Annotated in this window: 18 protein-coding genes and 1 tRNA gene; 13 read left to right on the forward strand and 6 right to left on the reverse strand. The window is 56.4% G+C overall.

Annotated features, from left to right (window positions below):
* Positions 1–139 precede the first annotated feature (139 nt).
* Entirely contained in the window at positions 140–1,543 is a 1,404-nt protein-coding gene (locus tag MTX78_RS08195) for a S8 family peptidase (RefSeq protein ID WP_243801587.1), read from the reverse strand.
* 494 nt (positions 1,544–2,037) lie between these two features.
* Between MTX78_RS08195 and MTX78_RS08200 the strand changes: the two genes are divergently transcribed.
* The 4 genes from MTX78_RS08200 to MTX78_RS08215 all read left to right on the forward strand — a co-directional run bounded on the left by MTX78_RS08200 (position 2,038) and on the right by MTX78_RS08215 (position 5,521).
* Positions 2,038–2,562 carry a c-type cytochrome gene (locus tag MTX78_RS08200; RefSeq protein WP_243801589.1) on the forward strand — a complete coding sequence of 175 codons (525 nt, stop codon included), beginning with the start codon at positions 2,038–2,040 and terminating at the stop codon, positions 2,560–2,562.
* A 147-nt stretch (positions 2,563–2,709) separates the two neighbouring features.
* The gene (locus MTX78_RS08205; RefSeq protein ID WP_243801591.1) at positions 2,710–2,967 is read left to right on the forward strand and encodes a hypothetical protein; all 258 of its coding nucleotides are present in this window, start codon (positions 2,710–2,712) and stop codon (positions 2,965–2,967) included.
* A 2-nt stretch (positions 2,968–2,969) separates the two neighbouring features.
* Positions 2,970–4,157 carry an ABC transporter permease gene (locus tag MTX78_RS08210; RefSeq protein ID WP_243801592.1) on the forward strand — a complete coding sequence of 396 codons (1,188 nt, stop codon included), beginning with the start codon at positions 2,970–2,972 and terminating at the stop codon, positions 4,155–4,157.
* Positions 4,158–4,282: 125 nt separating this feature from the next.
* Entirely contained in the window at positions 4,283–5,521 is a 1,239-nt protein-coding gene (locus MTX78_RS08215) for a PP2C family protein-serine/threonine phosphatase (RefSeq protein WP_243801594.1), read from the forward strand.
* Positions 5,522–5,642: 121 nt separating this feature from the next.
* On the opposite strand, the gene MTX78_RS08220 is transcribed toward MTX78_RS08215, so the two are convergent.
* From MTX78_RS08220 to MTX78_RS08230, 3 genes are all read right to left on the reverse strand, one after another.
* Positions 5,643–6,473, reverse strand: coding sequence for a class I SAM-dependent methyltransferase (locus tag MTX78_RS08220; RefSeq protein WP_243801596.1), 831 nt, complete (start codon positions 6,471–6,473; stop codon positions 5,643–5,645).
* A gap of 133 nt (positions 6,474–6,606) precedes the next feature.
* Positions 6,607–8,079 carry an O-antigen ligase family protein gene (locus tag MTX78_RS08225; protein ID WP_243801598.1) on the reverse strand — a complete coding sequence of 491 codons (1,473 nt, stop codon included), beginning with the start codon at positions 8,077–8,079 and terminating at the stop codon, positions 6,607–6,609.
* Between the two features lie 36 nt (positions 8,080–8,115).
* Positions 8,116–9,186, reverse strand: coding sequence for a GumC domain-containing protein (locus tag MTX78_RS08230; RefSeq protein WP_243801600.1), 1,071 nt, complete (start codon positions 9,184–9,186; stop codon positions 8,116–8,118).
* Positions 9,187–9,388: 202 nt separating this feature from the next.
* On the opposite strand from MTX78_RS08230, the gene MTX78_RS08235 reads away from it, so the two are divergent.
* From MTX78_RS08235 to MTX78_RS08255, 5 genes are all read left to right on the forward strand, one after another.
* A complete protein-coding gene (locus MTX78_RS08235) occupies positions 9,389–10,846 on the forward strand; it encodes an oligosaccharide flippase family protein (RefSeq protein ID WP_243801602.1) in 1,458 nt (485 codons plus the stop codon).
* Positions 10,847–10,983: 137 nt separating this feature from the next.
* Positions 10,984–12,114: a glycosyltransferase family 4 protein gene (locus MTX78_RS08240; RefSeq protein WP_243801604.1), complete on the forward strand. Its 1,131-nt coding sequence runs from the start codon at positions 10,984–10,986 to the stop codon at positions 12,112–12,114.
* A gap of 62 nt (positions 12,115–12,176) precedes the next feature.
* Positions 12,177–12,815 carry a polysaccharide deacetylase family protein gene (locus MTX78_RS08245; protein WP_243801606.1) on the forward strand — a complete coding sequence of 213 codons (639 nt, stop codon included), beginning with the start codon at positions 12,177–12,179 and terminating at the stop codon, positions 12,813–12,815.
* 73 nt (positions 12,816–12,888) lie between these two features.
* A complete protein-coding gene (locus MTX78_RS08250; RefSeq protein ID WP_243801607.1) occupies positions 12,889–13,989 on the forward strand; it encodes a glycosyltransferase in 1,101 nt (366 codons plus the stop codon).
* A 61-nt stretch (positions 13,990–14,050) separates the two neighbouring features.
* A complete protein-coding gene (locus MTX78_RS08255; protein ID WP_243801609.1) occupies positions 14,051–14,818 on the forward strand; it encodes a TatD family hydrolase in 768 nt (255 codons plus the stop codon).
* 28 nt (positions 14,819–14,846) lie between these two features.
* Here MTX78_RS08255 and MTX78_RS08260 read toward each other — a convergent pair whose 3' ends face one another.
* Together MTX78_RS08260 and MTX78_RS08265 are read right to left on the reverse strand one after the other, a co-directional pair.
* Complete coding sequence (locus MTX78_RS08260; protein WP_243801611.1) at positions 14,847–16,385, reverse strand: rhamnogalacturonidase; 1,539 nt, start codon at positions 16,383–16,385, stop codon at positions 14,847–14,849.
* A gap of 186 nt (positions 16,386–16,571) precedes the next feature.
* Positions 16,572–17,855 carry a glycoside hydrolase family 28 protein gene (locus tag MTX78_RS08265; protein WP_243801613.1) on the reverse strand — a complete coding sequence of 428 codons (1,284 nt, stop codon included), beginning with the start codon at positions 17,853–17,855 and terminating at the stop codon, positions 16,572–16,574.
* Between the two features lie 155 nt (positions 17,856–18,010).
* Here MTX78_RS08265 and MTX78_RS08270 point away from each other — a divergent pair, with 155 nt between their 5' ends.
* The 4 genes from MTX78_RS08270 to MTX78_RS08285 all read left to right on the forward strand — a co-directional run bounded on the left by MTX78_RS08270 (position 18,011) and on the right by MTX78_RS08285 (position 21,146).
* The gene (locus MTX78_RS08270; protein ID WP_243801615.1) at positions 18,011–19,060 is read left to right on the forward strand and encodes an asparaginase; all 1,050 of its coding nucleotides are present in this window, start codon (positions 18,011–18,013) and stop codon (positions 19,058–19,060) included.
* Positions 19,061–19,129: 69 nt separating this feature from the next.
* Positions 19,130–19,217, forward strand: a tRNA-Ser gene (locus MTX78_RS08275).
* Positions 19,218–19,445: 228 nt separating this feature from the next.
* Positions 19,446–20,150 (forward strand): RibD family protein, encoded by a 705-nt coding sequence (locus MTX78_RS08280; RefSeq protein ID WP_243801616.1) that lies wholly within the window; start codon positions 19,446–19,448, stop codon positions 20,148–20,150.
* Positions 20,151–20,789: 639 nt separating this feature from the next.
* The gene (locus MTX78_RS08285) at positions 20,790–21,146 is read left to right on the forward strand and encodes a hypothetical protein (RefSeq protein WP_243801618.1); all 357 of its coding nucleotides are present in this window, start codon (positions 20,790–20,792) and stop codon (positions 21,144–21,146) included.
* Positions 21,147–21,395: the final 249 nt, after the last annotated feature.

Consider the following 21,395-nt stretch of genomic DNA (forward strand, 5'->3'; position numbering starts at 1 on the left):
AAGTTGGAAAAGCGGAATATGCCCCCATCCGCGAGTAAGAACTCCACGAACAGGGGCATGTTGCCGACGCTGTAGCTGGTTGGGGAGTTGATGCCGATGGGACAAACTATATTCCCCGAACCCCCACCCACCTAACATGCTACATAGTCGCTGCGTCGCAGTCCAGCAGGCCGACGCCGTACACGATGTCGTTGCCGGGAACACCGAGGTCAGCGGCCGTGCTTTTCAGCCGGTTCATAATAGCAGTTGGGGTCCAGGCCGGGTAACGGGCCTTGAGAAGTGCCGCGCCACCTGCTACGTGCGGGCACGCCATACTAGTGCCCGACATGGGCTTGAAGCCGTTATTCAGGTAGGTGGAATTCACGGACACCCCAGGTGCTGATATTGTAACCTGGTTGCCGTTGCCCCCGCGCGACGAGAAGGGCGCAACCACCTTATTCTGGTCGACGGCGGCCACCGCAATAACGCCGGGGCTGTTGGCCGGAGCTCCCACCGGCCCACCGGTGTTGCCCGCCGCTGCCACTACCACGCAGCCCGCTGCCAGCAGTTGCTGCACCGCCACTGTATAGGCCGCCACAGGGCCGCTGTTCGACCCCAAGCTCATGGATACCACTTGCATGCCGTTGGTTCTGGCCCAGGCCATGCCCGCCAAAATCCAGCTTAGTTGTCCGCTGCCAGCGTCGTTGAGCACTTTCACGGCGTAAATCTTGCACAGCGGCGCCACTCCTACTACGCCCAACGCGTTGTTGCGGGCTCCAATCACGCCGGCGCAGTGGGTGCCGTGGCCGTGGCCATCGTTGTAGCTGGTCACGCCTGGCACAAACGAAGCACCACCAGAAATGGTAAGGTCGGAGTGGTTGGCAATACCGGTATCGAGCACAGCCACCCGCACGTCGGCCCCCTTGGTACGAGGCCACGCTTGCGGAGCTTTCACCATCTTGATATTCCACGGAATAGGCTGCTGAATAAGCGGCGGCCACACAATAGGGGGCAGCACCGGCTTCACGGGTGTCAGAGGCAGCCGCGGTGGAGTCAGCACAGGGCTGCCCGAGTTGGTTGCTGCGCTCTGGAACATGCTATTCATTTGCTCCAACATCCGGGCGTGCAGATCAGTAATAGCCTGCTGATAGCCAGCCTGAAAACCCGGCCCTTGGGTGAAAAGAGACTGTTGTGGCTGATCGAAAAGAGACTCCTCGGTGTCATACAGATCCGGGCTGCCGTTGCCGTTGAGTGCGTGGCCGTTCATGGCGGCGGCGTCGCCACCTAGTATGTGCACTTCCAGATCGGGCTCTACGGCTACCACTCGCTGGTCGTGCTTTAGGTTCTCTACTTCAGCGGTCGTAAGCACCAAGGAACTAGAGCCTAGCCCGTCGAAGTGCAGTACTTCACTGGCCGTTAGGGGTTGATCTGATTCCAAGAGTGATACACCATCCTGCACTCTGTCTGCGGTGATGTTTAGTACCTCAGCCGCACTGCCAGAACTGATATTCTGGTCGGCATAGGTAACGATGTAGCGTTGGGAGGATGATTGGGGTGCTGGCATGGGGTTGGAAAGTGTTGGTGGAAACAAAAGTGCCCCCGCGGAATGTGCCGGAGGCTTGCACAGGAAGTAGGGAAGGGGCCGCAGGTGGCAGAGCAGGCTGGCAGCCCGTGTCGCCAAAGTCCGGACCTTTGGAAGCACACTGTTCCAGCCAGCGGCACTGTAGGTGCTGCTACCGTAATTCAATAAATAGAAGGATGTTCCGCTGCTTGCCCCGCCGCCTCTAAGAATATAGTAATCTATATGTTCAAAGGTAATTCATTTGCTAGTAGATAGATATAGCATATACATGTGATAGTGCACCCCCACAAGTCGCGCTGGCAGGCACTGAGGCCAGCCACCAAAACAGCAAGCAACTTGTGACTCTCGCTCGTCATTATAACGAGAGGCGTTGCCAGTGGAAAAGCAGGAAATAAAAGCCGGGAAATACTAGCGTTGCCGCCGTTTGAGACCTACTTTTTCAGGGAAGTCAAATGGTCTCATTCAACCCCTGCATTATGTCTCATTTCAGCTTGAAAGTGATGTTTCCGCTGTTGGTTGTGCTGTTGGTGTTTGTAGTAGGCGGCGTGTTTTTTGCCGCAACGGGCCTGGTTACGCCCTTTGCTGATGCTACTGCCCCGCAAGCCGTAGCCGATACCCTGGCCGCCGCTCCAACCGATACTAGCGGCGTTGCGCAGCAACAACCCCTTACCCCCGAACAAGCACAGGCAGTAGCGGCCGGCGAAACCTTATTCAAAGGCAACTGTGCGCAGTGCCATGCATTGAATGAAGTAGTAGTAGGTCCGGCGCTGAATGGCTTACACAAACGCCGTCCGGTAGCCTGGCTAATTCCCTGGATCAAGAACTCCAGCAAAGTAGTAGCCAGCGGCGACGAATATGCCGTGAAGATTTTCAACCAGTACCAGAAGCAACAGATGCCCAGCTTTGCCCTGTCGGAGCAGGAAATCACTTCCATTCTCACCTATCTGAAAGCAGAAAGTGGCTTTGCCGTCGTCCACGCTCCATCCATAGCACTTCAGTGAATTGGGCCTGAAGTGGATATTATATGTTAATATCAAGCTCAAGTGCGCAGGCTTAGCTTGGCTCAGTTAGCTAATCAGGTTAGTTGGTTGGCACTGAATCCGACCTAGTCGCACTACCTTTGCTACTATTCCTTATTCTCGCTGCCTGTGACTGACCCCGAATTCAACATTCTTGACGAGCTATATTTCGTTGCTTCCTTCCGCGACCTGCTGCAGAAAACCGGGCTAGCAGCCCCCGTTCTGAAAGAGGGCCTGCGCAGCCTGTTGGAGCAAGGCCTTGTCCGTAGCTTCTGGCCCGACCCAGATACCGAGCTAGCCTATGAGGAAAGCTCGTTCGGCGCCATCAGCCAGGATTGTTACTATCTGGCTTCCAAGGAAGGCCTACTTCAGCACAACACCCGCTGATAGTGGCCGGAGCCGTAATATCGGGGCAGCCAACTGCGGCGGCGGTGGCCCGGCCGCCCGGCTACTATGTGCGCCAACGCTTGCTCCAAAACCGGCCGGCCATGGCTGGGCTGGGCTTTATTGTGTTGTGCACGCTGGTAGCCCTGTTGGGTTATTGGGTGCTGCCCGACAAGTCATCCAACGCCAACAACAGCTTAGTGCAGCTGCAAAAAGAGCCGCCTGGCTTCCAAGCAACCATTCTGCGTTTGCCGCTGGCCGAGGCCGCTCAGTCAGCGTCAGCCGACAACCTATTTGGTACTTGGTTGAATGGCCGAGCAGCCCGCTACCAGGAAATTCCAATCAACAGCTACCGGTTTGAAGGGGATTCGGTGTTCACGCAGCCTTACCGCAACCATTCAGCATTGGCCGAGCAGCCGCAGCGCTACGCACTAACCCAACTAGCAGGGCGCACAGGCACGCGTGCCGAGCTGCGCCAACTAGTGGAAGAAGAGCGAATTATCCACCGCGCCTATTGGCTTGGCACCGATAAAGCCGGCCGCGACGAGCTAAGCCGTTTGTTGCTAGGAACGCGCATTTCGCTGGGCATTGGGCTAGTAGCCGTCCTGATTTCGTTGGTGCTGGGTATGGCAGTGGGGGCCGTGGCGGGCTACGTAGGCGGCTGGCTGGATAGCCTGCTATTGGGGGTAATGACGGTGGTGTGGAGCATACCGGGCATCATGCTCGTTATTGCTATTTCTCTGGCCCTCGACTCAAAAGGCGTTTGGACCTCCTTTGTGGCCGTGGGCCTGACAATGTGGGTGGACGTGGCCCGCGTGGTGCGAGGCCAAATGCTGAGCTTGCGCGAGAAGACCTTTGTAGAAGTTGGCCGCGTGCTAGGGCTGCCCCAAAGCCGCCTGATTGCGCGTCATCTGCTGCCTAACATGACTGGGCCGCTTATTGTCATTGCAACTAGTAATTTTGCAGCCGCTATTCTGCTCGAAGCAGGACTGAGCTTTCTGGGGCTGGGAGTGCAGCCACCAGCGCCGTCGTGGGGACTCATGGTGAATGAAGGATTTCAACTGCTAGGTACCGAAGCCGGCTTGTGGCTTACAGTATTACCAGGCTTAGCTATCAGCCTGCTGGTGCTTAGCTTCAACTTGCTCGGCAATGGCCTACGCGACGCCTACGACCCCAAAACGCCATTAGGCTGATAGGTAAGTGTTGGTGGTTCCTTGTTGACTGGTCGCCAACGCCTTCGCCTCCTGTAAACTGTCTGACAATCAAGTAACGACAACTATCGACTGTCAGCAATCAACCATCCACAACTAGTAACCGAATGTCTAATGCCTTCCCTATAACTGCTGAAAAACGGCTCTTCCTAAAGGACCGGGAATTGGGGGCGCTGCTGGAAATCACGCAGGCCATCAACCAGGACCTTGGAGAAGGAGCGCTCTACAAGATATTTCAGTTTACGCTACTTGGCCAGCTCAATATCCGGCGGCTGGTACTGTATGTGAAAGAAGAAGGGCAATGGCAGTGTGTGGTATCGTTTGGCGCTCAACTACCCGACTACCGGCGCATTGCGCTACCCGCCATCATCACCGAGAACTGCACGAGTGTACCCGCACCGGTTGCCTCTTTGCCGCTGAACGAGAGCTGGCAACTGCTGGAAACCATCATTCCGGTGGTGCGCAACGACGAAGTGGTAGCGTACGTGTTCATCGGGAACATGCACGAAGATTACGCCAGCGGCGAAGCCACCAAGTTTCTTGAAACCCTCAGTAATATTCTGCTCGGGGCCATTGAGAACCGCCGCTTAGGGCGGCAGCGGATAGCCGCGGCGGCTATGCGTAAGGAAATCGAAATTGCGCAGGAAGTACAGACCATGCTGTTCCCACGCACGTTGCCCAACGACGCGCACGTGGCCGTGGCTGCTTCCTACGTGCCCCATACTGCTGTCGGCGGCGACTACTACGACGTGGTTCCGTTAGATGAGAATCGGTTTCTCTTTTGCATTGCCGACGTGTCGGGCAAGGGCGTGGCGGCTTCCTTGCTGATGTCGAACTTTCAGGCGGGGTTGCGGACGCTGTTGCGCCAACAAGCAGACTTGGCCACGGTAGCCAACGAACTCAACAACCTGATTTTCCGCAACGCCGGGGGCGACAAGTTCATCACTGTCTTTTTCGGCCTCTACGACCGGACCACGCGCCGCCTGCAATACGTGAATGCCGGCCACAACGACCCGTTGCTGGTATCCGACCAAGATTCGGTGATCTTGCTGAAAGAAGGCACCATCATGCTGGGTGTAATGGATGAGCTGCCCATGCTGAACGTAGGGGAAGTGGAAGTGCCCCCGCGGACGCTGCTGCTCACCTACACCGACGGCCTAACGGAAGTGTTCGACGCCAACAGCACCGAGTTTGGGGAGGAGGGCGTGTTGCGCGTGCTTCGGCAAAACCGGTACTTGCCCCTACCACACTTGCACAACGAATTGCTCCGGCAAATAGAGGAGTACAATGTAACAGGTAGTCATTTCGCCGACGACATCACCATTCTGAGCTGCCGCTTCAAGTAGCAGCTGCTAGTGTATATAAGCCAAGAAGCGGAGCAGCTGTGTCTTTCAACACCGGCTGGCTCCGCTTCTTGGCTTTGCGCGCAACTCAAGCGCATGGCGCTGCTGCACGACTTGTTTTCATTTAGGCCACTTTGCCAGTAGGAGTCTTGCCTACCACGAAGTTGAGGCCGAAAAACAGATTTTCTTTCAACAATGAGTTGTTGCGCCACAGCTTGCCTTCGCGGGCCATCAGCTCCTGGGAATTGCCATTCTTGAACATGAAGGGCGGGAACAGACGGATATACTGCACATCGTTGGGGTAGATATACAGGTTTTGCTTGGCTAGTTCGCTCCGCCAAGTTGCCAGGTTACGGATGTTCTCATTACCCAGCAGAATGTTCTTTTGAAGCTGTTCATCATAGATTTCGATGATGCGCTTGTTGCCTCGCCGCAGGTACAGCTTCAAGTTTTGCACCACGTTGCCCCCGTTTTCCTCTACAATAATGAGGTTGCCGGCCGGGCGCAATGCCTGATGAAAGATGCGAAGCGCGTCTTGTAGCGGCTCCAGGTGATGCAGGGTGTCCTGAATGATAATGTGGTCGTAGGAGGCGGGAGCGGGCGGCGAATCGAACAGGTTTTCGTAGCTGTAGGTGAAACCTGAAACGTCGCCAAACTGCGACCAGTAGCGCAGGCGCTCCGGAATATGCGTGAAGTAAAATTCCAGCGTAGTGCCGTGCACTTTGTAGCCGTTCAGCGCCAGAAAAATAGCGGTGGTACCATAGCCACAGCCGCAGTCCAGAATTGCGGCATTCTTGTCGGGCAAATGATCCAGAATGTAGTGAAGGCGCTGGGTAACGTAGGATTTGCGAAACTCGAAACTCGCGGGATTCTCTAGAAACTTATAGTAGCTGGTTAATTGCTGGTTGCTTCGTAACTCAGCCAGCAAAAGATCAAAAAATTCATTAACCGTCATATCAGGCGCAAAAGTGAAGTGATGTTAAGGGTACTAAATCCTGCGTTCGGCGAAGGTACATTCTAAACGCAACTTGAATAAGCTATTGGGCCCTAGATAGAAAGGCTGCGTCTATCCAGAACCTGCGCCCAAGCTACGCTGCTTCCTTGGCAGCAGGAAGCTGGCTTTCCTCTTCGTCCTGCCAAGCCTGTACACGCATCAGCACGGCCAACGAAAAGTAGTAGAAAGAACCAATCTTATCTACCTCAATCAACTCGTTGAGCAACAAGTGAAAAACGATTACTACAAACGCCAGGCCAGCGGCCATCACTAGGTTGCGGTGCTCTTCAGAACGGGAACGGTGATAGAGGCGCTCAATTAGTAGAAGCGTAGTGAAAACCAGCGTTATAAACAAAAGGAAGCCTGGTATACCCTGCTCGGCTAGCTGCAACAAAAAGTAGTTGTGCGTGGTAGACTTCTCGGGGTTACCACTGACGTAGGTGCGAAAACTAGTGACGGTATAGCGCTTGTACTCGGGATAAAAAGTGGAAGGGCCACTCCCAAGGATGGGCTTCTCCACAATCATGTGGGCGGCGGCTACCCACCGGTACACCCGCTCCATGCCCGACAAATCTTCCAGGTTGTAGGTAGCCTCCAGGTGCTTCTGGAAATTGTCGCCGTAGAAGATGGTTTTCTCGAAGTCGGGCGCGTAGAGCATGTACGTGTTGCCCGTTACGAAATAATTGGCTCCCAGTAGGGTAGCAATGGTGCTGCCGATCAGAGCAAGGCGGGTAAGGCGCCAGCGAATCACCCAGAAGTACGGCACGGCTACTACCAGCGCCAGCACGGAGGCCCGGGTATACGAAACAGACACGCCTGCTACCGCCAAGAAAAACGCCACGTGCCATAGCCGACGGCTGCGCTGGCTGGTGGCACTGCGAGCGGCAAAAAGAGCATAAGGAGCCAGCAAGGCCGCCGTGGCCGCGTACAGTACGTGGTTGTGGTAGAAGGGCTTGATGGCCGTGTTGATGGTATCGAAGGTGAAACCGAGGGGGGCGTGCCGTATCATGGTGTACACCACAGTGACACTCACGCCTGCCGCATAAAAGGCCACCATACGCCAGATAGTCCGTGGGCTACGCGCCAAATCGAGCGTGACAAACACAAACGGCACGATGTACCAGGTTTTGGCCAACAAGTACTTAATAGACTTAAGCGTATTCACAGACGCTCCCGTGGACACCATAGACCATAGCAACGACAGCCCCATCAGCACCACAATAGGGTGGCGCCAGAGTTGGCGAGGTACATTGCTCCGGCCTAGCAGCACATTCACCACAAAGCACAGCAGCATGAGTAGCATCAAGGGCTCAGACGGTACATCCATGCTTAAGCCGCCGGGCAACTGCACTTCGTACGAGAAAGCCAGCGTGCCCAGTAGCATGTAAAACACCCAGCGCCAGTCAATGAGGAGCACGGCTATGCCTAGGATAGCGGCCGGCAACGCCAGCCAACTCAGCGAATCCGAGGCAGCAACGCCCACCCCGGCCACAAGCACCACAGCCACAAACGCCATAAACAAGCGCTGGTCGGTGTTTTGCGGACGTAACTGGGCGAAAAAATTCATAGCATTGAAAAACAGTGGAGAAGGGAAGCGTAGGTTTTACTTACCTCTTCCCATGCTCAGGTTGCCGCGGTAGAGTTCCAACAGGGTAATGAAGACAACCGAAAGCGCAAATGTGGTCAGCACTGCCGACACTACCACGAGCCAGCGTACCGGCTTGGATTTCTTGGTGGCCGGATAGGCTTCCTGTACCACGTAGATGCTGGAAATCTTGCCGCTGATACCAAGTCGGGCCGTTTCGTAGGTGCTCCGAGCAGTAATCAGGCGAGTCTGCAAATCGACGAAGCGTGCATAAAGCGTGGTCATCTTGTCGAAGCCGGCCGTGTAGCTTTCTAGGTTGAATGCATTGCCACCATCGGTTTTGGTAAGGCCGCGTAAGGCGCGGCGTAAGCCGGCCGCCTTGCTGCTGCCTTCGCCTTCGGCGGTGCGTAGCTCCTGCTCGGTTTCAATGATTTCCTTGGCCAAATAGCGCGACTCCATGGTGAGGCCATAGATGCCATAACGGCGCCGGCCGGCCACCAAGCTGTCGTAGGTGGCCTGGTATTCGCGCTCCAGGAAGCGCCGCCGCTGTGCATACAGTTCCAGTATGTTGCGCCGGTTGATCAGGGTCAGCTGCTGGTTCACTGAGTCGATGCTCTGTACCAAGGCGTTGGCAATACGGGCAGCTAGTACCTTGTCTGTGTCTTCAAACGCCAGCTCAATAGCATCCCGGTCGTTGTGGACAATGCGCAGGTTGCTGGCAAATTCATCGAGGGCGGCCTGATCTGCTCTGTCGTCGCCGACGGGTCCCGTATTATAATGCTCGTGCAGCTTGAAACGCTGTATAATGCGTTCGGCTACCGGCTGTGATTCGCCAATGGTAATTACCCGGTCCAAGTCTTCTCTACGGCCTCCCAGCTCCAGTTTGCCTCCTTCCGTTACAATGCGGTCAGGGTCAGTGGTCTGGGGGTTGGTAGGATAGAAGACAGCGGTTGACTTGTAGATGTTGGGCAGTAGCAAGGCCACTACGGTACTGACCACCAAGGCCAACACTACGGCCCCCAATACCAAAGATTTCCAACGATTAATAACCGGCCAAAGGCCTAGAAGAGAATAAGAGGTGGATGACATAGAAGCGAAAAAAGACAATCAAAAGCAGCACCAACACAACTAAGTACTACCACAACGCGGCAAATCTACTCGGAAAATGTCTTAAATGAACAGCCGCAGAAGCGGATTAGATGAGGCAGAGTGGCTAACTCAACGTTGGCGAGCTGTGGTCTGGTATTAATTCCCGGCTCCTTTCGCCCCCAATCCTCGGCAACCCCTACTTTTGCACTCCCTTTCTCTCACGTCTGCGCCTATCAAACGCTTTTTCGGAAATATTAGCTTAGTCGTACTGCTTAACCTGCTGGTGAAACCCGGTTGGGTGCTGGTCGAGAACCTGGTGCAGGATCGGCTGGGGCACCACGTATTCGGTACGTTTGCCAGCATGCTTACCCTGGCTAGTGTGATGGCAGCCATATCGGACTTGGGCACTACGCAGTTCACCACCAAGCGCGTAGCAGCGGCGCCCGATTTCTTAAACGAGCACTTTCCAACCCTGGTCCCACTGAAGGGCATGTTGTCGGTGCTGTTCTTGGGAATAGTGGTTGGCATCGGATGGGTGATAGGCTACCGTGGGCACTCGCTCACAATACTGGCACTCACCGTGGTAGGGATGCTGTTGGCGCAATACACGTTGTTTCTGCGGGGGGTTCTGCAAGCAAATCAGCGCTTTAACACGGATGCGCTGCTATCTGTGCTGGAGAAATTTCTGCTGCTCGGGCTAGTGCTTGGCCTTATTCCAATTGGCATTACGCTCGACAACTACGTGGCAGCCCGCTCTATTGCCATTGGATTCACGTTTGTGGTGTTGTACGCGCTGATAATCAGGCTGTATGGCCGGGTGAAGGTGCAGTTGCGGTGGGAGCAGGCCCGAACTTTACTGAAAGCCAGTTTACCGCTGGCGCTTATCACCCTGGTGTATGGCCTCAACGAGCGGATTGATATCTTGATGTTGGAGCGGTTGGTGTCGAGTGAAGAAGCCAGCTATTATAATGCGGCCTATCGTTTGGGCGACATCGTTATGATGTATCTCTGGACAGTCTTGCCGCTGTTTTTTGCCAAGTTCGCCTACGCTACCACTCGCCCTGAGGAGCAACGTGACTTGCTCTGGTTTGGGCAGCGCATCGTGACGGTGCCCATGCTGCTGGTGTGCGCGTTTGTTTTGTTTCGAGGTGAAGTGCTGTTCTGGCAATTCACCCACAGCACGCCGGAGGAAATCAGCCGGATGGTATTGTGCGTGAAGATCCTGTTTGGTAGCGTGCTGGTTCATGCGTTTTTCGCCATCTATAGCACCTTACTCACCAGCACCAACCACGAGAAAGCAGTGAGCTGGTTGGTCGTGGCCAGCACCGCGCTAAACGTGGCACTCAACCTGCTGCTGCTGCCACGGCTAGGGGCCGTGGCGGGCGCTATCAATACGCTGGTGTGTGCAGTGTTTGTGTCAATAGGCTATTTGTGGCTGGTGCACCGGCGCACGGGCGTGCCAGTGCCTTGGGGCTGGATCAGTCGGTTGGCTGTGGCGTTTGGCTTGCTTTGCGCGGTGTGGTATGGGCTACAAACCGGCTTGGCGTTGCACTGGCTGCCAGAGTCGGTACTAGCGAGCGTGGCCTTTGTTGGTATATTGTTCCTAAGCGGAGTAGTGCGCATTGCCGAGCTTCGCAAGCTGCTAAAGGTGAGGCAGTGAAGTGGTGAGTTTGACGTTGTACATGCGCTAGTTGCGCAGCCAGCCCAGTTTGCATGTCAAACTCACCAGTACACCACTCATTATGTCACACCTCACCACTCACCACCTCACCACTCACTATTTCACCATCTCACCACTTGGACATAGCCGTTAACACTCGCTTTCTGCTCCCTGGCGGCCAACTGGAAGGAATTGGGCGCTTTACGTTTGAAACGGTGAAGCGAATTGTGACGGCGCATCCCGAGCATACGTTTCATTTCCTGTTCGACAGGGCTTTTGACGCGCGCTACTTGTTTGCGCCGAACGTGGTGCCCCACGTGTTGTTTCCGCCCGCCCGGCATCCCTTTTTGTGGGTGGCCTGGTTTGAAGGAGCCGTGGCGTGGTGGTTGCAGCGTCATCGGCCCGCCGTATTCTTAAGCACCGATGGTTACTCCACGCTATTTACAAGCGTGCCACGCGTAACAGTGATGCACGATCTGGCCTTCGAACATTATCCCGAGCACATGAGTGTGCTCGAGCACACCTACTACCAGTTTTTCGCCCCACGCTTTGCGCGGGCTTCCGAGCAGTTGCTGGCCGTTTCGGAGGCTACCAAGCAAGACATTGTGCAGACCTACGGCGTGCCTGCTTCGGCCATTGGCATCGTGCACAATGCGGCCAACAATCTTTTTCGGCCTTTGCCGCCGGCCGAGCAAGTAGCCACCCGGGAGCGGTTTGCGGCGGGCAAGCCGTATTTCCTTTTCGTGGGGGCCTTGCATCCGCGCAAGAACCTGTCGAACCTGCTGCGGGCATTCGACGAGTTCAAGCAGCACACCAATTCGCCGGCCAAGCTGCTGGTCGTCGGGCGTACGGCCTGGAAAGCGGGGCCCATGTTCGATGTGTACCAGCAGATGCAGCACCGGCGCGACGTACACCTCACGGGTCGCGTTTCAGAGGAGGAACTGGTGCAGCTATATGCCGCCGCTTTTGCCACCGTCTACGTGCCGTACTTCGAAGGTTTCGGGATTCCCATTATCGAGGCGCAAGCGTGTGCTTCACCCGTTATTACTTCCAACTTAAGCTCTATGCCCGAGGTGGCTGGCGATGCCGCGCTGCTAGTAGATCCGCTGAACCCGGTGGCTATTGCGGCGGGGCTGTTGCGCCTGTGGCAAGAGCCATTGCTGCGAGAACAACTCATAGAAAAAGGGCTGCTGAACACGCAGCGGTTTTCGTGGGACAAAAGCGCGGCCGCCTTGTGGCAGGCAATTGCTTCCGTAGCTGGAAGATGAACGGCGGCGAAACCTTCTGCAGCTATTCCTAGCTGGTGTATTTCTAACACTCAACAACCTCCATGCGTCTGCACCGGCTGCCAAAATTTCTGCAACGCCTGCTGCCTCATACCGAGTGGCGCGGCCCCGTGCCAGCGGGCAGCAAGCCGCTGTACCTCACGTTCGATGATGGCCCAATTCCGGTGCAAACGCCCTTCGTGCTGGAAGAGCTGGCGCGCTATCAGGCACGAGCTACTTTTTTTTGCGTGGGCGAAAACCTGGAGCGTCACGCCGAGGTAGCCCAACAAACTCTGGCGGCTGGGCACCGCCTTGGCAACCATACCTACCACCACGTCAGCGGCTGGAGCCTGCCGCCGGCCGGGTATGTGGCGGAAGTGCAGCAGTGCCAGCAGGCCCTGGAAGCCCTCAGTGGCACTTCAGACAGCCGCCCGCTGCTGCGCCCGCCCTACGGACGCATCACCCGGGCACAAGCGGCAACGCTGCACGCCAACTATCGGCTGATTATGTGGGACGTGCTGACGTACGATTATGATGCTGCCTATCCGGCCTCTACGTGTTTGCGCGCCGCGCTGGCCCATACCCGGCCCGGTTCTATTGTTGTTTTTCATGACAGCCACAAGGCACAGCGCAACTTGCGGGCGGTGCTGCCGCAGTACCTAGCAACCTGCGCAGCTCAGGGCTATTCATTTGAAGTGCTGTAACACCAGCCGCAACTAGGTGTTACTGTCTGGCGTAGCTTTGCTGCAATCCACGTGCTACTTCTTTCGAGTGCCATTGCTTGTTCTTCTGCTCTTACTAGCTGGCTGGTTTCTGATTCTGGCAGCTTCCACGCTGCTGTTTGCAACCCGCTCCGGTAGCCAGCCCCATCCGCTGCCGACGCCGCTGCCCCGCGTCAGTGTGCTGATTGCGGCCCGCAACGAGGAAGCCACCATTGTCCGGTGCCTGACCGCCATCCGTCAGCTCGACTACCCGGCCCAGTTGCTGGAAGTGCTGCTCGGCGATGATGCTTCTACTGATGCCACCAGCGCCGTGGCAATTCGCGTCATGCAGGGGTTTGCGGGCAGCTTTCGTGTGCTGCCTATTCAGGAAACCTTGGGGCAGGCCCGCGGCAAAGCCAACGTACTGGCGCACCTCACTAAGGCCGCTACCACCGACTTCTTCTTTATCACCGACGCCGATATTGCCGTGCCCCGCACCTGGATCCAGGGCCTGCTCGCGCATACCGCACCCCAGGTGGGCACCATCACCGGCCTGACCCTGGTAGAAGGGCCGCGTATCTTCCACCAGCTCCAGGGCCTCGATTGGTTGATGTCGTTGGGGCTGGTGCAGGCGGTATCTGATCTGGGGCAGCCGGTAACGGCCATGGGCAATAACATGCTGATTACGCGCACCGCCTATGAGGCCACCGGTGGCTACGAACAATTGCCGTTTTCAGTCACCGAAGACTACGAGCTGTTTCGGGCGACCATCCGTCTGGGTTTCGATTACCGCATTATTTTCCGGCCCGAGGTGCTGGCCATTTCCTTGCCCATGCGTACCCTCGGTAACCTGCTGCATCAGCGTCGCCGCTGGACCCGGGGCATGGAGAGTCTGCCGTGGTGGCTGCGCGTGGGGTTGCTGTATTATGCCGGATTCTACCCCATGCTAGTGGTGCTGGCTTGGTTGGCGGGTCCCGCCGTGGCCGGGCTGGTGCTGGCAATCAAAATAGTGCTGCAAGGCGCACTGGCTTCTGTGAGCTTCCGCCGGGCGGGCCGCCGCCCCCCACTGTGGCTGATGCCGCTCTTCGAACTGTATTCCTTTGTTTTAACGTTTACGCTGACCACGTTCCGGCTGCTGCCGCTGTCTTTCGAATGGAAAGGCCGGCGCTACAAGTAAAGCAGCGCCAAACTGCTGCCGCACGTAGCCATAAGCCCCAATCCGTACCCAATCCGTTCTGATGATACTAGCTGATTCACACGCCCACGTCTACTCCGAGCAGTTCAAGCCCGACCGCGACGACATGCTGAACCGCGCCTACGAGGCCGGGGTGGAAACCATTTTCATGCCCAACATCGACCATACCAGCATTGACGTGATGCTGGAAACGGAGGCCCACTTTCCGCAGCAGTGCTACGCCATGATGGGCCTGCATCCCTGCTCGGTGGGCAAGCATTTCGAAAAGCAACTCTACGAAGTGGAAGAGTGGCTCGGCAAGCGGCCCTTTGCGGCCGTGGGGGAGTGCGGCATTGATTTATATTGGGACAAAACCCACCTTGCCGAGCAGCAAGAGGCGTTGCGCATCCAAATCAACCTGGCTAAGCAGCACAACCTGCCCCTCGTGCTCCACACCCGTGACGCCTTCCGCGAAACGGCCGACCTTATTGAAGCCGCGCAGGATGGCACTCTTCGCGGCGTGTTCCACTGCTTTTCCGGCTCCAAGGAAGAAGCCGAAGAAGTAATTCGCTTGGGCTTCAAGATGGGCATTGGCGGCGTAGCTACGTTCAAAAACGGTGGCCTCGACAAAACCTTGCCCGGTACTGCCCTCGAACACTTGCTCCTCGAAACCGACTGCCCCTACCTGGCCCCCATGCCGCACCGTGGCAAGCGCAACGAGCCCGCCTACCTGCCCCTCATAGCCCAGCGCCTGGCTGATATCCTGAACAAAGACCTAGAAGAAGTGGTGGAAGCCACCACCCGCAACACCAAGGAGCTATTTGGGATGTAGCGCGGAACAAACTTCCTGTGGCTCCGCGCTACAGCTTGCCTTTCGCCATTTGCTTCACCTTCTTATCGGGCAGCACGCCGCTGTCCTTTATTTCTAGATCCGACACCGCTTGTAGGGTGAAGGCGGGTACGGAGGGCAGGTGCTGCGCGTTGATGTTGCGGAGGTTGATATCCTTCACATCAAGTAGCACGAAGGGTGGCCGTTGGTCGTCCTGCATGTAGCGAATGTCGATGTTGCGCATTTCGAGGCCCTTGACGTGCCGGATGAAAAAGCCGTAGGAAGGCATGTCGCCCATGTGGCCGGGGTCGGGATAGTCCTTTTCGCCCTCAGCGGGTACAATAGCCGCCTGGGCTTTGGTGCCGCCGCCCTGAAATTCGATGCGGATGTTGTCGAAGGTTACGTCCTCGATGTCGTGGCCGGGGATGCCGCTGATGATGGAACCGTACTTCACGTCGGCGTTGTACACCACTACGTTGCTGATCTTCACCCGGCGCAACACGCCCACGGGGGTACCCTCCGGGCCTCGCATCCGGGCGCCGAGGCGTAGGAAAAACGGCGAGTTCACAATGTCGCGCATGGTGATGTTGGTGATGGTCACGTCTTCCAGGATGCCGCCGTCCACGGTTTCCAGCGCCAGCCCGCGGCAGTACTCGAACACGCAGTTCGAGATGGTGATGTTCTTGAAGCCCCCGTTCGATTCCGTCCCGAACTTGATGCGGCCCGTCACGTCCATCTTATCGGGCACCAAGGCGGCCTCTTTGCGCTGATACGTGCCATCGAAGGCGGTGCCCCGGTCGTAGCCGGTTACTTCACAGTTGGTGATGGTCACGTTTTCAGTGGCGCGGGCAAACCCGAGGGCGTAGGAGCTTTTCAAGCAAATAGCATCGTCGAAGGGCGAGTTGATGGTGCAGTTGGAAATGCGCACGTGCCGGCAGCAGTCCACATCGATACCGTCGCGGTTGGTGTCCATCTTCACGTTATCGACGGTGAAATTGTCGATGCCTGTAGCCAAAATACCGAAGTGCCCGCCGTAGAGCACCGTAATGTCGCGGATCAGCACGTTGCGGCACAGCTTCAGGGCAATAGCTTTGTTGGCGACACCAGGGGTTCGTGTTCCTTCCCGGATTAGCCCCTTTTTGCCGTCAATAATGCCCGTGCCGAGAATGGATACGTTCACCAGGTTCTCGCCCCAGATTAGGCTGTTGTGCCAGTGGCTGTGGCCAAAATCCTGGAACTTGGTTGACTCATTCGGTTCCGCTACGTCGTAGCCGCCCTTGCCATCGGCCGGCGACTCGGCCGCCAGCAACGTAGCGCCCTGGTCGATGAACAAGGCAATGTTGCTTTTCAGATGCACGGAATAACTGGCATAGGTGCCCGCCGGAAAATACACAGTGCCGCCCCCCGCCGCGGCTGCGGCATCAATAGCTTTATTGATGGCGGGTGTATCCAGCGTTTTGCCATTGCCAGTGGCACCGTAGGCGCGCACATTGAAAAAGCCCGGCTGCGGCTGAGCCAGCAACGAGAAACTAACAAGTAGCTGCGTGACAACGAGCAGAAAATACAGCATAGGGGAGGGGTAGGGGAGAAGGACTAAGAGATTCAATCGAGTTTGTCATTCCGACGAAGGAGAAATCTGGGCAAAACCGGTAAAGCACATGCGGCAGATTCCTCCTTCGTCGGAATGACAGCACCTTAGTTGGAGTGCACTATAGAAAATACTTTGGCTCCGCTTGTAAGATGGGCGGCTTGAAAATCACTGCGCCGCGCGGCGCACAATGGCTTCGCCTTCGGCCACGGTTAATTTGAGGCCGCCTGTGTCGAGGCCGCGCACGTTTTCCACTACCAAGCCTTTTTGGGCGGTTAGCACGCAGCCAGTGAAGCTGACATTCTCAATGGGGCTGTTTTCAAGACCGTGGATGCGGCCGGCAGAGTTAACTGTGCCGGTGATGTTGATCAGCTTCACGTTGCGCACTACCGGCAACACGCTGGCCGGCGGTGCAATAGGCGGTACCATGCGCCATTCCATGTTGAACTCGAACGCCTGCCGGGTATTGCGCAGCTGCATGTTGCGGTAGGTGATATCTTCTACCACCCCTCCGCGGCTAGGCTGCGACTTAAATCGAATTGGTGCCCAGTTGTCGGCTTCTGCTACGCAGTTGCGGACCTCTACCCGGCGGATGCCACCGGAAGTTTCGCTGCCCATGGCCACGCCACCGTGCCCGTACCCGAAGCGGGTTTTCTCGATGAGAATATCCTCACTGGGCCGGTTCACGCGCAAGCCGTCGGCGTCTTTGCCCGATTTGATGGAGATGCAGTCGTCGTTCACATCGATGTCGCAGCCGCTGATGCGGATGTCGCGGCTAGAGTCTACATCGATGCCGTCGGAGCTGGGAATATTGTGTGCGGCCCGAATGGTTAGGTTTTCAGCCACGGCTTGTTCGCAGTACAGAAAGTGCAGGCACCAAACGGCTTGGTTACGAAGCTGAAGGTTGGCAATGCGGGCCTTGCGGCAGCTTTGAAAGCAGATGAGACGCGGGCGACCTACGCGTGGGCCGGTAGGGGCGGCGCTGCCTTCTTGCAGCCGGGCCTGGCGGGCCAGTTCCACCCATTCTTCCCCAGAGCCATCAATGGTGCCTTCACCCTCCACGGTGACGTTTGTTAGGTTGGTAGCGTTGACCAAAGCCGCCGTAAACGGCTGCTCGGTGCCTTCCCACCGAGTGGCTACCTGCGGATAGTCTTCTGGCCGCGTCGAGCCTTTCAACACGCCCTCTTTCTCGATCAGCAAGTTCACACCCGGCTTCAGGAAGATGGCGCCCGTTCGGAAGATGCCTTTCGGTACCACCACCGTGCCGCCCCCTGCCGCCGAACATCGGTCGATGGTGGCTTGGATAGCGCGCGTGTTCAGCGTTTGCCCATCCCCGATGGCCCCGTTGGTGCTGATGTCGTAGCGCTTGGGGGATTGCCAGGCTTTAAAGGAAACCAGCAACCCAATCAGCAAGCAATGCGCCACTAGCCGTACCCATTTTTGTTGCAGCATCGGTGTTGGGAGTTAGATATTCGTTGGAAGGTGGGTATTCTATTTCACGCAGCCGTTCTGCACTTTCCTGCTGAGGCCACAAAATCAGTGGCCTCAGGCCGCGTTTGGGTTCCCAGACGTCGTTAACTTGGTGGCTCCATCCCAATTATTTCGCCTTGCACTCTCCCGATAACCGCCCCGAAACATCCGTCCTCGTTATTTACACCGGCGGCACTGCTGGTATGGCCTACAACAGCCAGGGCGAGCTGGTCCCCATGGATTTCGAGCAGTTTCGCAAGAAGATGCCGGAATTGCGCCAGCTCAACATGCAGGTCGAGGTCATCAGCCTGGGGGAGCCCATTGATTCCAGCAACGTCACGGTGGCCGACTGGTATAAGATGGTCTTGCTGATTCAGGAAAACTACGCCCGCTACGACGGCTTCGTGGTGCTGCACGGCACCGACACCATGGCTTATTCGGCGGCGGCCCTTAGCTTTTTGCTCGAGGATTTGGGCAAGACGGTGGTGTTCACGGGGGCACAGGTGCCCGTGGGCCGCATCCGCACCGATGCCCGCCGCAACCTGCTTACGGCTCTGGAAATAGCGGCGGCCCGGCACCCTGTAGCAGGTACCGTACGGGTGCCCGAAGTGTGCATTTTCTTCAACGACTTGCTAATTCGGGGCAACCGCGCCAAAAAAGTGGAGAGCCAGCAGTACAATGCCTTCCGTAGCGAGAACTATCCGCCCCTGGCCCGCGCCGGTATCGAACTGGAGTTCAACGACAAGCAAATCCGGCTGCTACCCGCCGCCCGTCTGCAGATCCATACCTTCCTCGACGACCGGGTAACGCTGCTGCCGCTGTTCCCCGGCCTCACCGAGCGTATGATGCGAGCCCAGTTGGAGGTAGAAGACTTGCGTGGCTGTGTACTCGAAACCTACGGGTCTGGCAATGCCCCCACGGCCTCCTGGTTTTTGAACTGCCTGCGCGAAGCACACGAGCGAGGCATCCATTTGCTCAATGTTAGCCAATGTGAGGAGGGGCGCGTCATCCAGGGCCGTTACGAAACCAGTGCCCACCTCACCGAAATCGGGGTCATCGGCGGCGACGACATCACCCGGGAGGCGGCCATCACCAAGCTGATGTTTGTGTTAGGCTTGAAGCGCCCCGCCGTTGAAACCAGCCACCTGCTTACCTATGATTTGCGGGGTGAAATCACGCCGGGCTGAAAGGTTGTTGGGGCAGCAGCTTGCGTATCCGGAAAATCGGGTGCTATTTTGTGCCCGCAACCCGCATCTAGAGAGGTGTCCGAGTGGTTGAAGGAGCACGCCTGGAAAGTGTGTATGGGTCTAAAGCTCATCGTGGGTTCGAATCCCATCCTCTCTACAAAAGTCCGCTTGCAAGCTGCAAGCGGACTTTTTTTGTTTGCTAGTGTAGGAACCGGGGTATCTAACTCATTTGCTTTATCTGAACGTTGTTTCAAGCGCGGCATGACGTTCTGAATGGTTGATGAGCCCTGAGCAGCAAACAACTAACCAGCCTGTTGCGGCGCTGTAGGGCCGCCGAAAACGGCAGTGGTGGGCCATGAGGGCGGAATTTCCGTTGAAGGCTGTTATGAAAAGACCTCACGTAATCTGCCATATGATGTCCTCGGTGGATGGGAAGATTCTCGCTGCCAACTGGAAGGACAAAAACCTGACCGACACCTACTCTGGCTACTTCGAGAAGTACCACACCACTTTCACCAGTGAAGCCTGGATGTGTGGGCGCGTGACCATGGAACGCGACTTCTCAGAAGGTGTGCAGCCCGACCTGCAACCAGCCCCGCACCCCATTGCCCGGGAGCCGTTTATTGGGGATGCGCAAGCTACGTCCTTCGCGGTGGCGGTGGATGCGCACGGTAAGCTAGGCTGGAGCAGCAACTCCACCGGCGGCGACCATATTGTGGAGGTGCTCACCGAGCAAGTGAGCGACGAATACCTCTACTATTTGCAGCGCCAGCGCATTTCTTACCTGTTTGCCGGCGAGAAAGAACTGGATTTCGCCTCGGCGCTACAACAGCTAGCGGCGCTGTTCCCTATCGAAACGTTGATGCTAGAAGGCGGCGGCCACCTGAACGGCTCCCTGCTCAACGCCGGTTTAATCGACGAATTCAGCTTGCTGCTGCTGCCCATTGCCGATGGGACGCTACAGTCGCCGACGACATTTGAAGTGAGCGACTACCTGCCTAAAGGCCCCGCCACGCGGCTGCACCTAGCCCACGTGCAGCAGCTCGACAACGACGTGGTGTGGCTTAAATACCGCTTCAAGTCAGCATAAAGTTGTTACAGGGCAGCGCCCCGCTGAAGCTACCAGTCAGTACCCTACCTCAGCTGAAGAGGGGAGAGGTGCATCTGAAAAGTTGGAGGTGTCTTGCCGGAACAAGCGGTGGGTGCCCCGCTTTGTGTGCCTAGATAGAAGCAAGTGAGCTGTTGATCCAAGTCATATTACGGGGAACCTATCGAGACATAGAATCGGGCTATGAAAATGAGTAACTCGGTGTCTGTTTAAGGGTAATCAACAACGGTACAATAGACCATGCAACGCCTCGCTTCCGTTGCGCCTACAGCGCCTCGGTGCTACTGCTGTTTCTGCCTGTTTTGGATGGGTTACGGACCAGGTTTCACGTGAGGGGCAAGCTGAACAGTAAGGCAAATTTCAGCCCCTTGGCGAAAATATTTGCCTAAAAATTGCCCCCACTTGGAAGAACAGGTAATATGCGTGATAAAGTGTTATATATAAGATGGTTATGTCGAAAAATTGAAAGGTAAATAGCGTATATTTAATACCCATTCAAGAAAAAATGTGTGTTTTTTTCAGATGTTTTATATCAATTTGACAAGAACCAGCGTACAAGGGCTTCAGAATTACCTGGTGCCTGGTCACCGTTCACCTCCACACCATCACAATCAGACCCCTATGAAACAGACGAAAAATTCAGCCTGGACCATCCGTGTAGTTGCTCTTCTTTTCAGTGCCGGCGTTGCGCTTTCTTCTTGCACCAGCACGAGCACCGACACCCCTGCCAGCTCCACTTCGGGTACTGAGACGGGAACTACCACCACAGGTACCAGCACCACTGACGGCACTAGCACCAGCGGTACTACCACCACCGGCACGACTACGTCGGGCACTACGGACGGTACTACCACTTCGGGTACTACTGGCACTACCACCACGGGTACTACTTCGGGCGCTACGACCGGTACTACTTCGGGAACCACTACCACGGGTACTACAACTTCAGGTACTACCGCCGGTACTACTACCCGCTAATCACGACTACGCCGTGCCGCAAGGCATAGCTGATACAATGAAAACCACCCGTTCGTCTTGAATGGGTGGTTTTGTTGTGTTTGGACGGTGTGTTGCTTTACCCAAACGGAAGGGCTTACAGATTCCTATGTAGCGTTGCTCTACGGGAGCCCGACTCCAGCATTTCTGTTGGCTGCGAGCCTAAGCGTTGCTGCTATCAGCGAATGGAATCTGTGACTACAGCAAGCACGGTCACTGGCTGTGAGCAAG

The organism is Hymenobacter tibetensis (assembly GCF_022827545.1).
Taxonomy (GTDB): Bacteria; Bacteroidota; Bacteroidia; order Cytophagales; family Hymenobacteraceae; genus Hymenobacter; species Hymenobacter tibetensis.

Bases quoted from the DNA above. Each gene is read 5' to 3' on its own strand.
- MTX78_RS08195 (WP_243801587.1), bottom strand. From the start codon at position 1,543: ATGCCAGCACCCCAATCATCCTCCCAACGCTACATCGTTACCTATGCC.
- MTX78_RS08200 (WP_243801589.1), top strand. From the start codon at position 2,038: ATGTCTCATTTCAGCTTGAAAGTGATGTTTCCGCTGTTGGTTGTGCTG.
- MTX78_RS08215 (WP_243801594.1), top strand. From the start codon at position 4,283: ATGTCTAATGCCTTCCCTATAACTGCTGAAAAACGGCTCTTCCTAAAG.
- MTX78_RS08220 (WP_243801596.1), bottom strand. From the start codon at position 6,473: ATGACGGTTAATGAATTTTTTGATCTTTTGCTGGCTGAGTTACGAAGC.
- MTX78_RS08225 (WP_243801598.1), bottom strand. From the start codon at position 8,079: ATGAATTTTTTCGCCCAGTTACGTCCGCAAAACACCGACCAGCGCTTG.
- MTX78_RS08230 (WP_243801600.1), bottom strand. From the start codon at position 9,186: ATGTCATCCACCTCTTATTCTCTTCTAGGCCTTTGGCCGGTTATTAAT.
- MTX78_RS08245 (WP_243801606.1), top strand. From the start codon at position 12,177: ATGCGTCTGCACCGGCTGCCAAAATTTCTGCAACGCCTGCTGCCTCAT.
- MTX78_RS08255 (WP_243801609.1), top strand. From the start codon at position 14,051: ATGATACTAGCTGATTCACACGCCCACGTCTACTCCGAGCAGTTCAAG.
- MTX78_RS08260 (WP_243801611.1), bottom strand. From the start codon at position 16,385: ATGCTGTATTTTCTGCTCGTTGTCACGCAGCTACTTGTTAGTTTCTCG.
- MTX78_RS08265 (WP_243801613.1), bottom strand. From the start codon at position 17,855: ATGCTGCAACAAAAATGGGTACGGCTAGTGGCGCATTGCTTGCTGATT.
- MTX78_RS08280 (WP_243801616.1), top strand. From the start codon at position 19,446: ATGAAAAGACCTCACGTAATCTGCCATATGATGTCCTCGGTGGATGGG.
- MTX78_RS08285 (WP_243801618.1), top strand. From the start codon at position 20,790: ATGAAACAGACGAAAAATTCAGCCTGGACCATCCGTGTAGTTGCTCTT.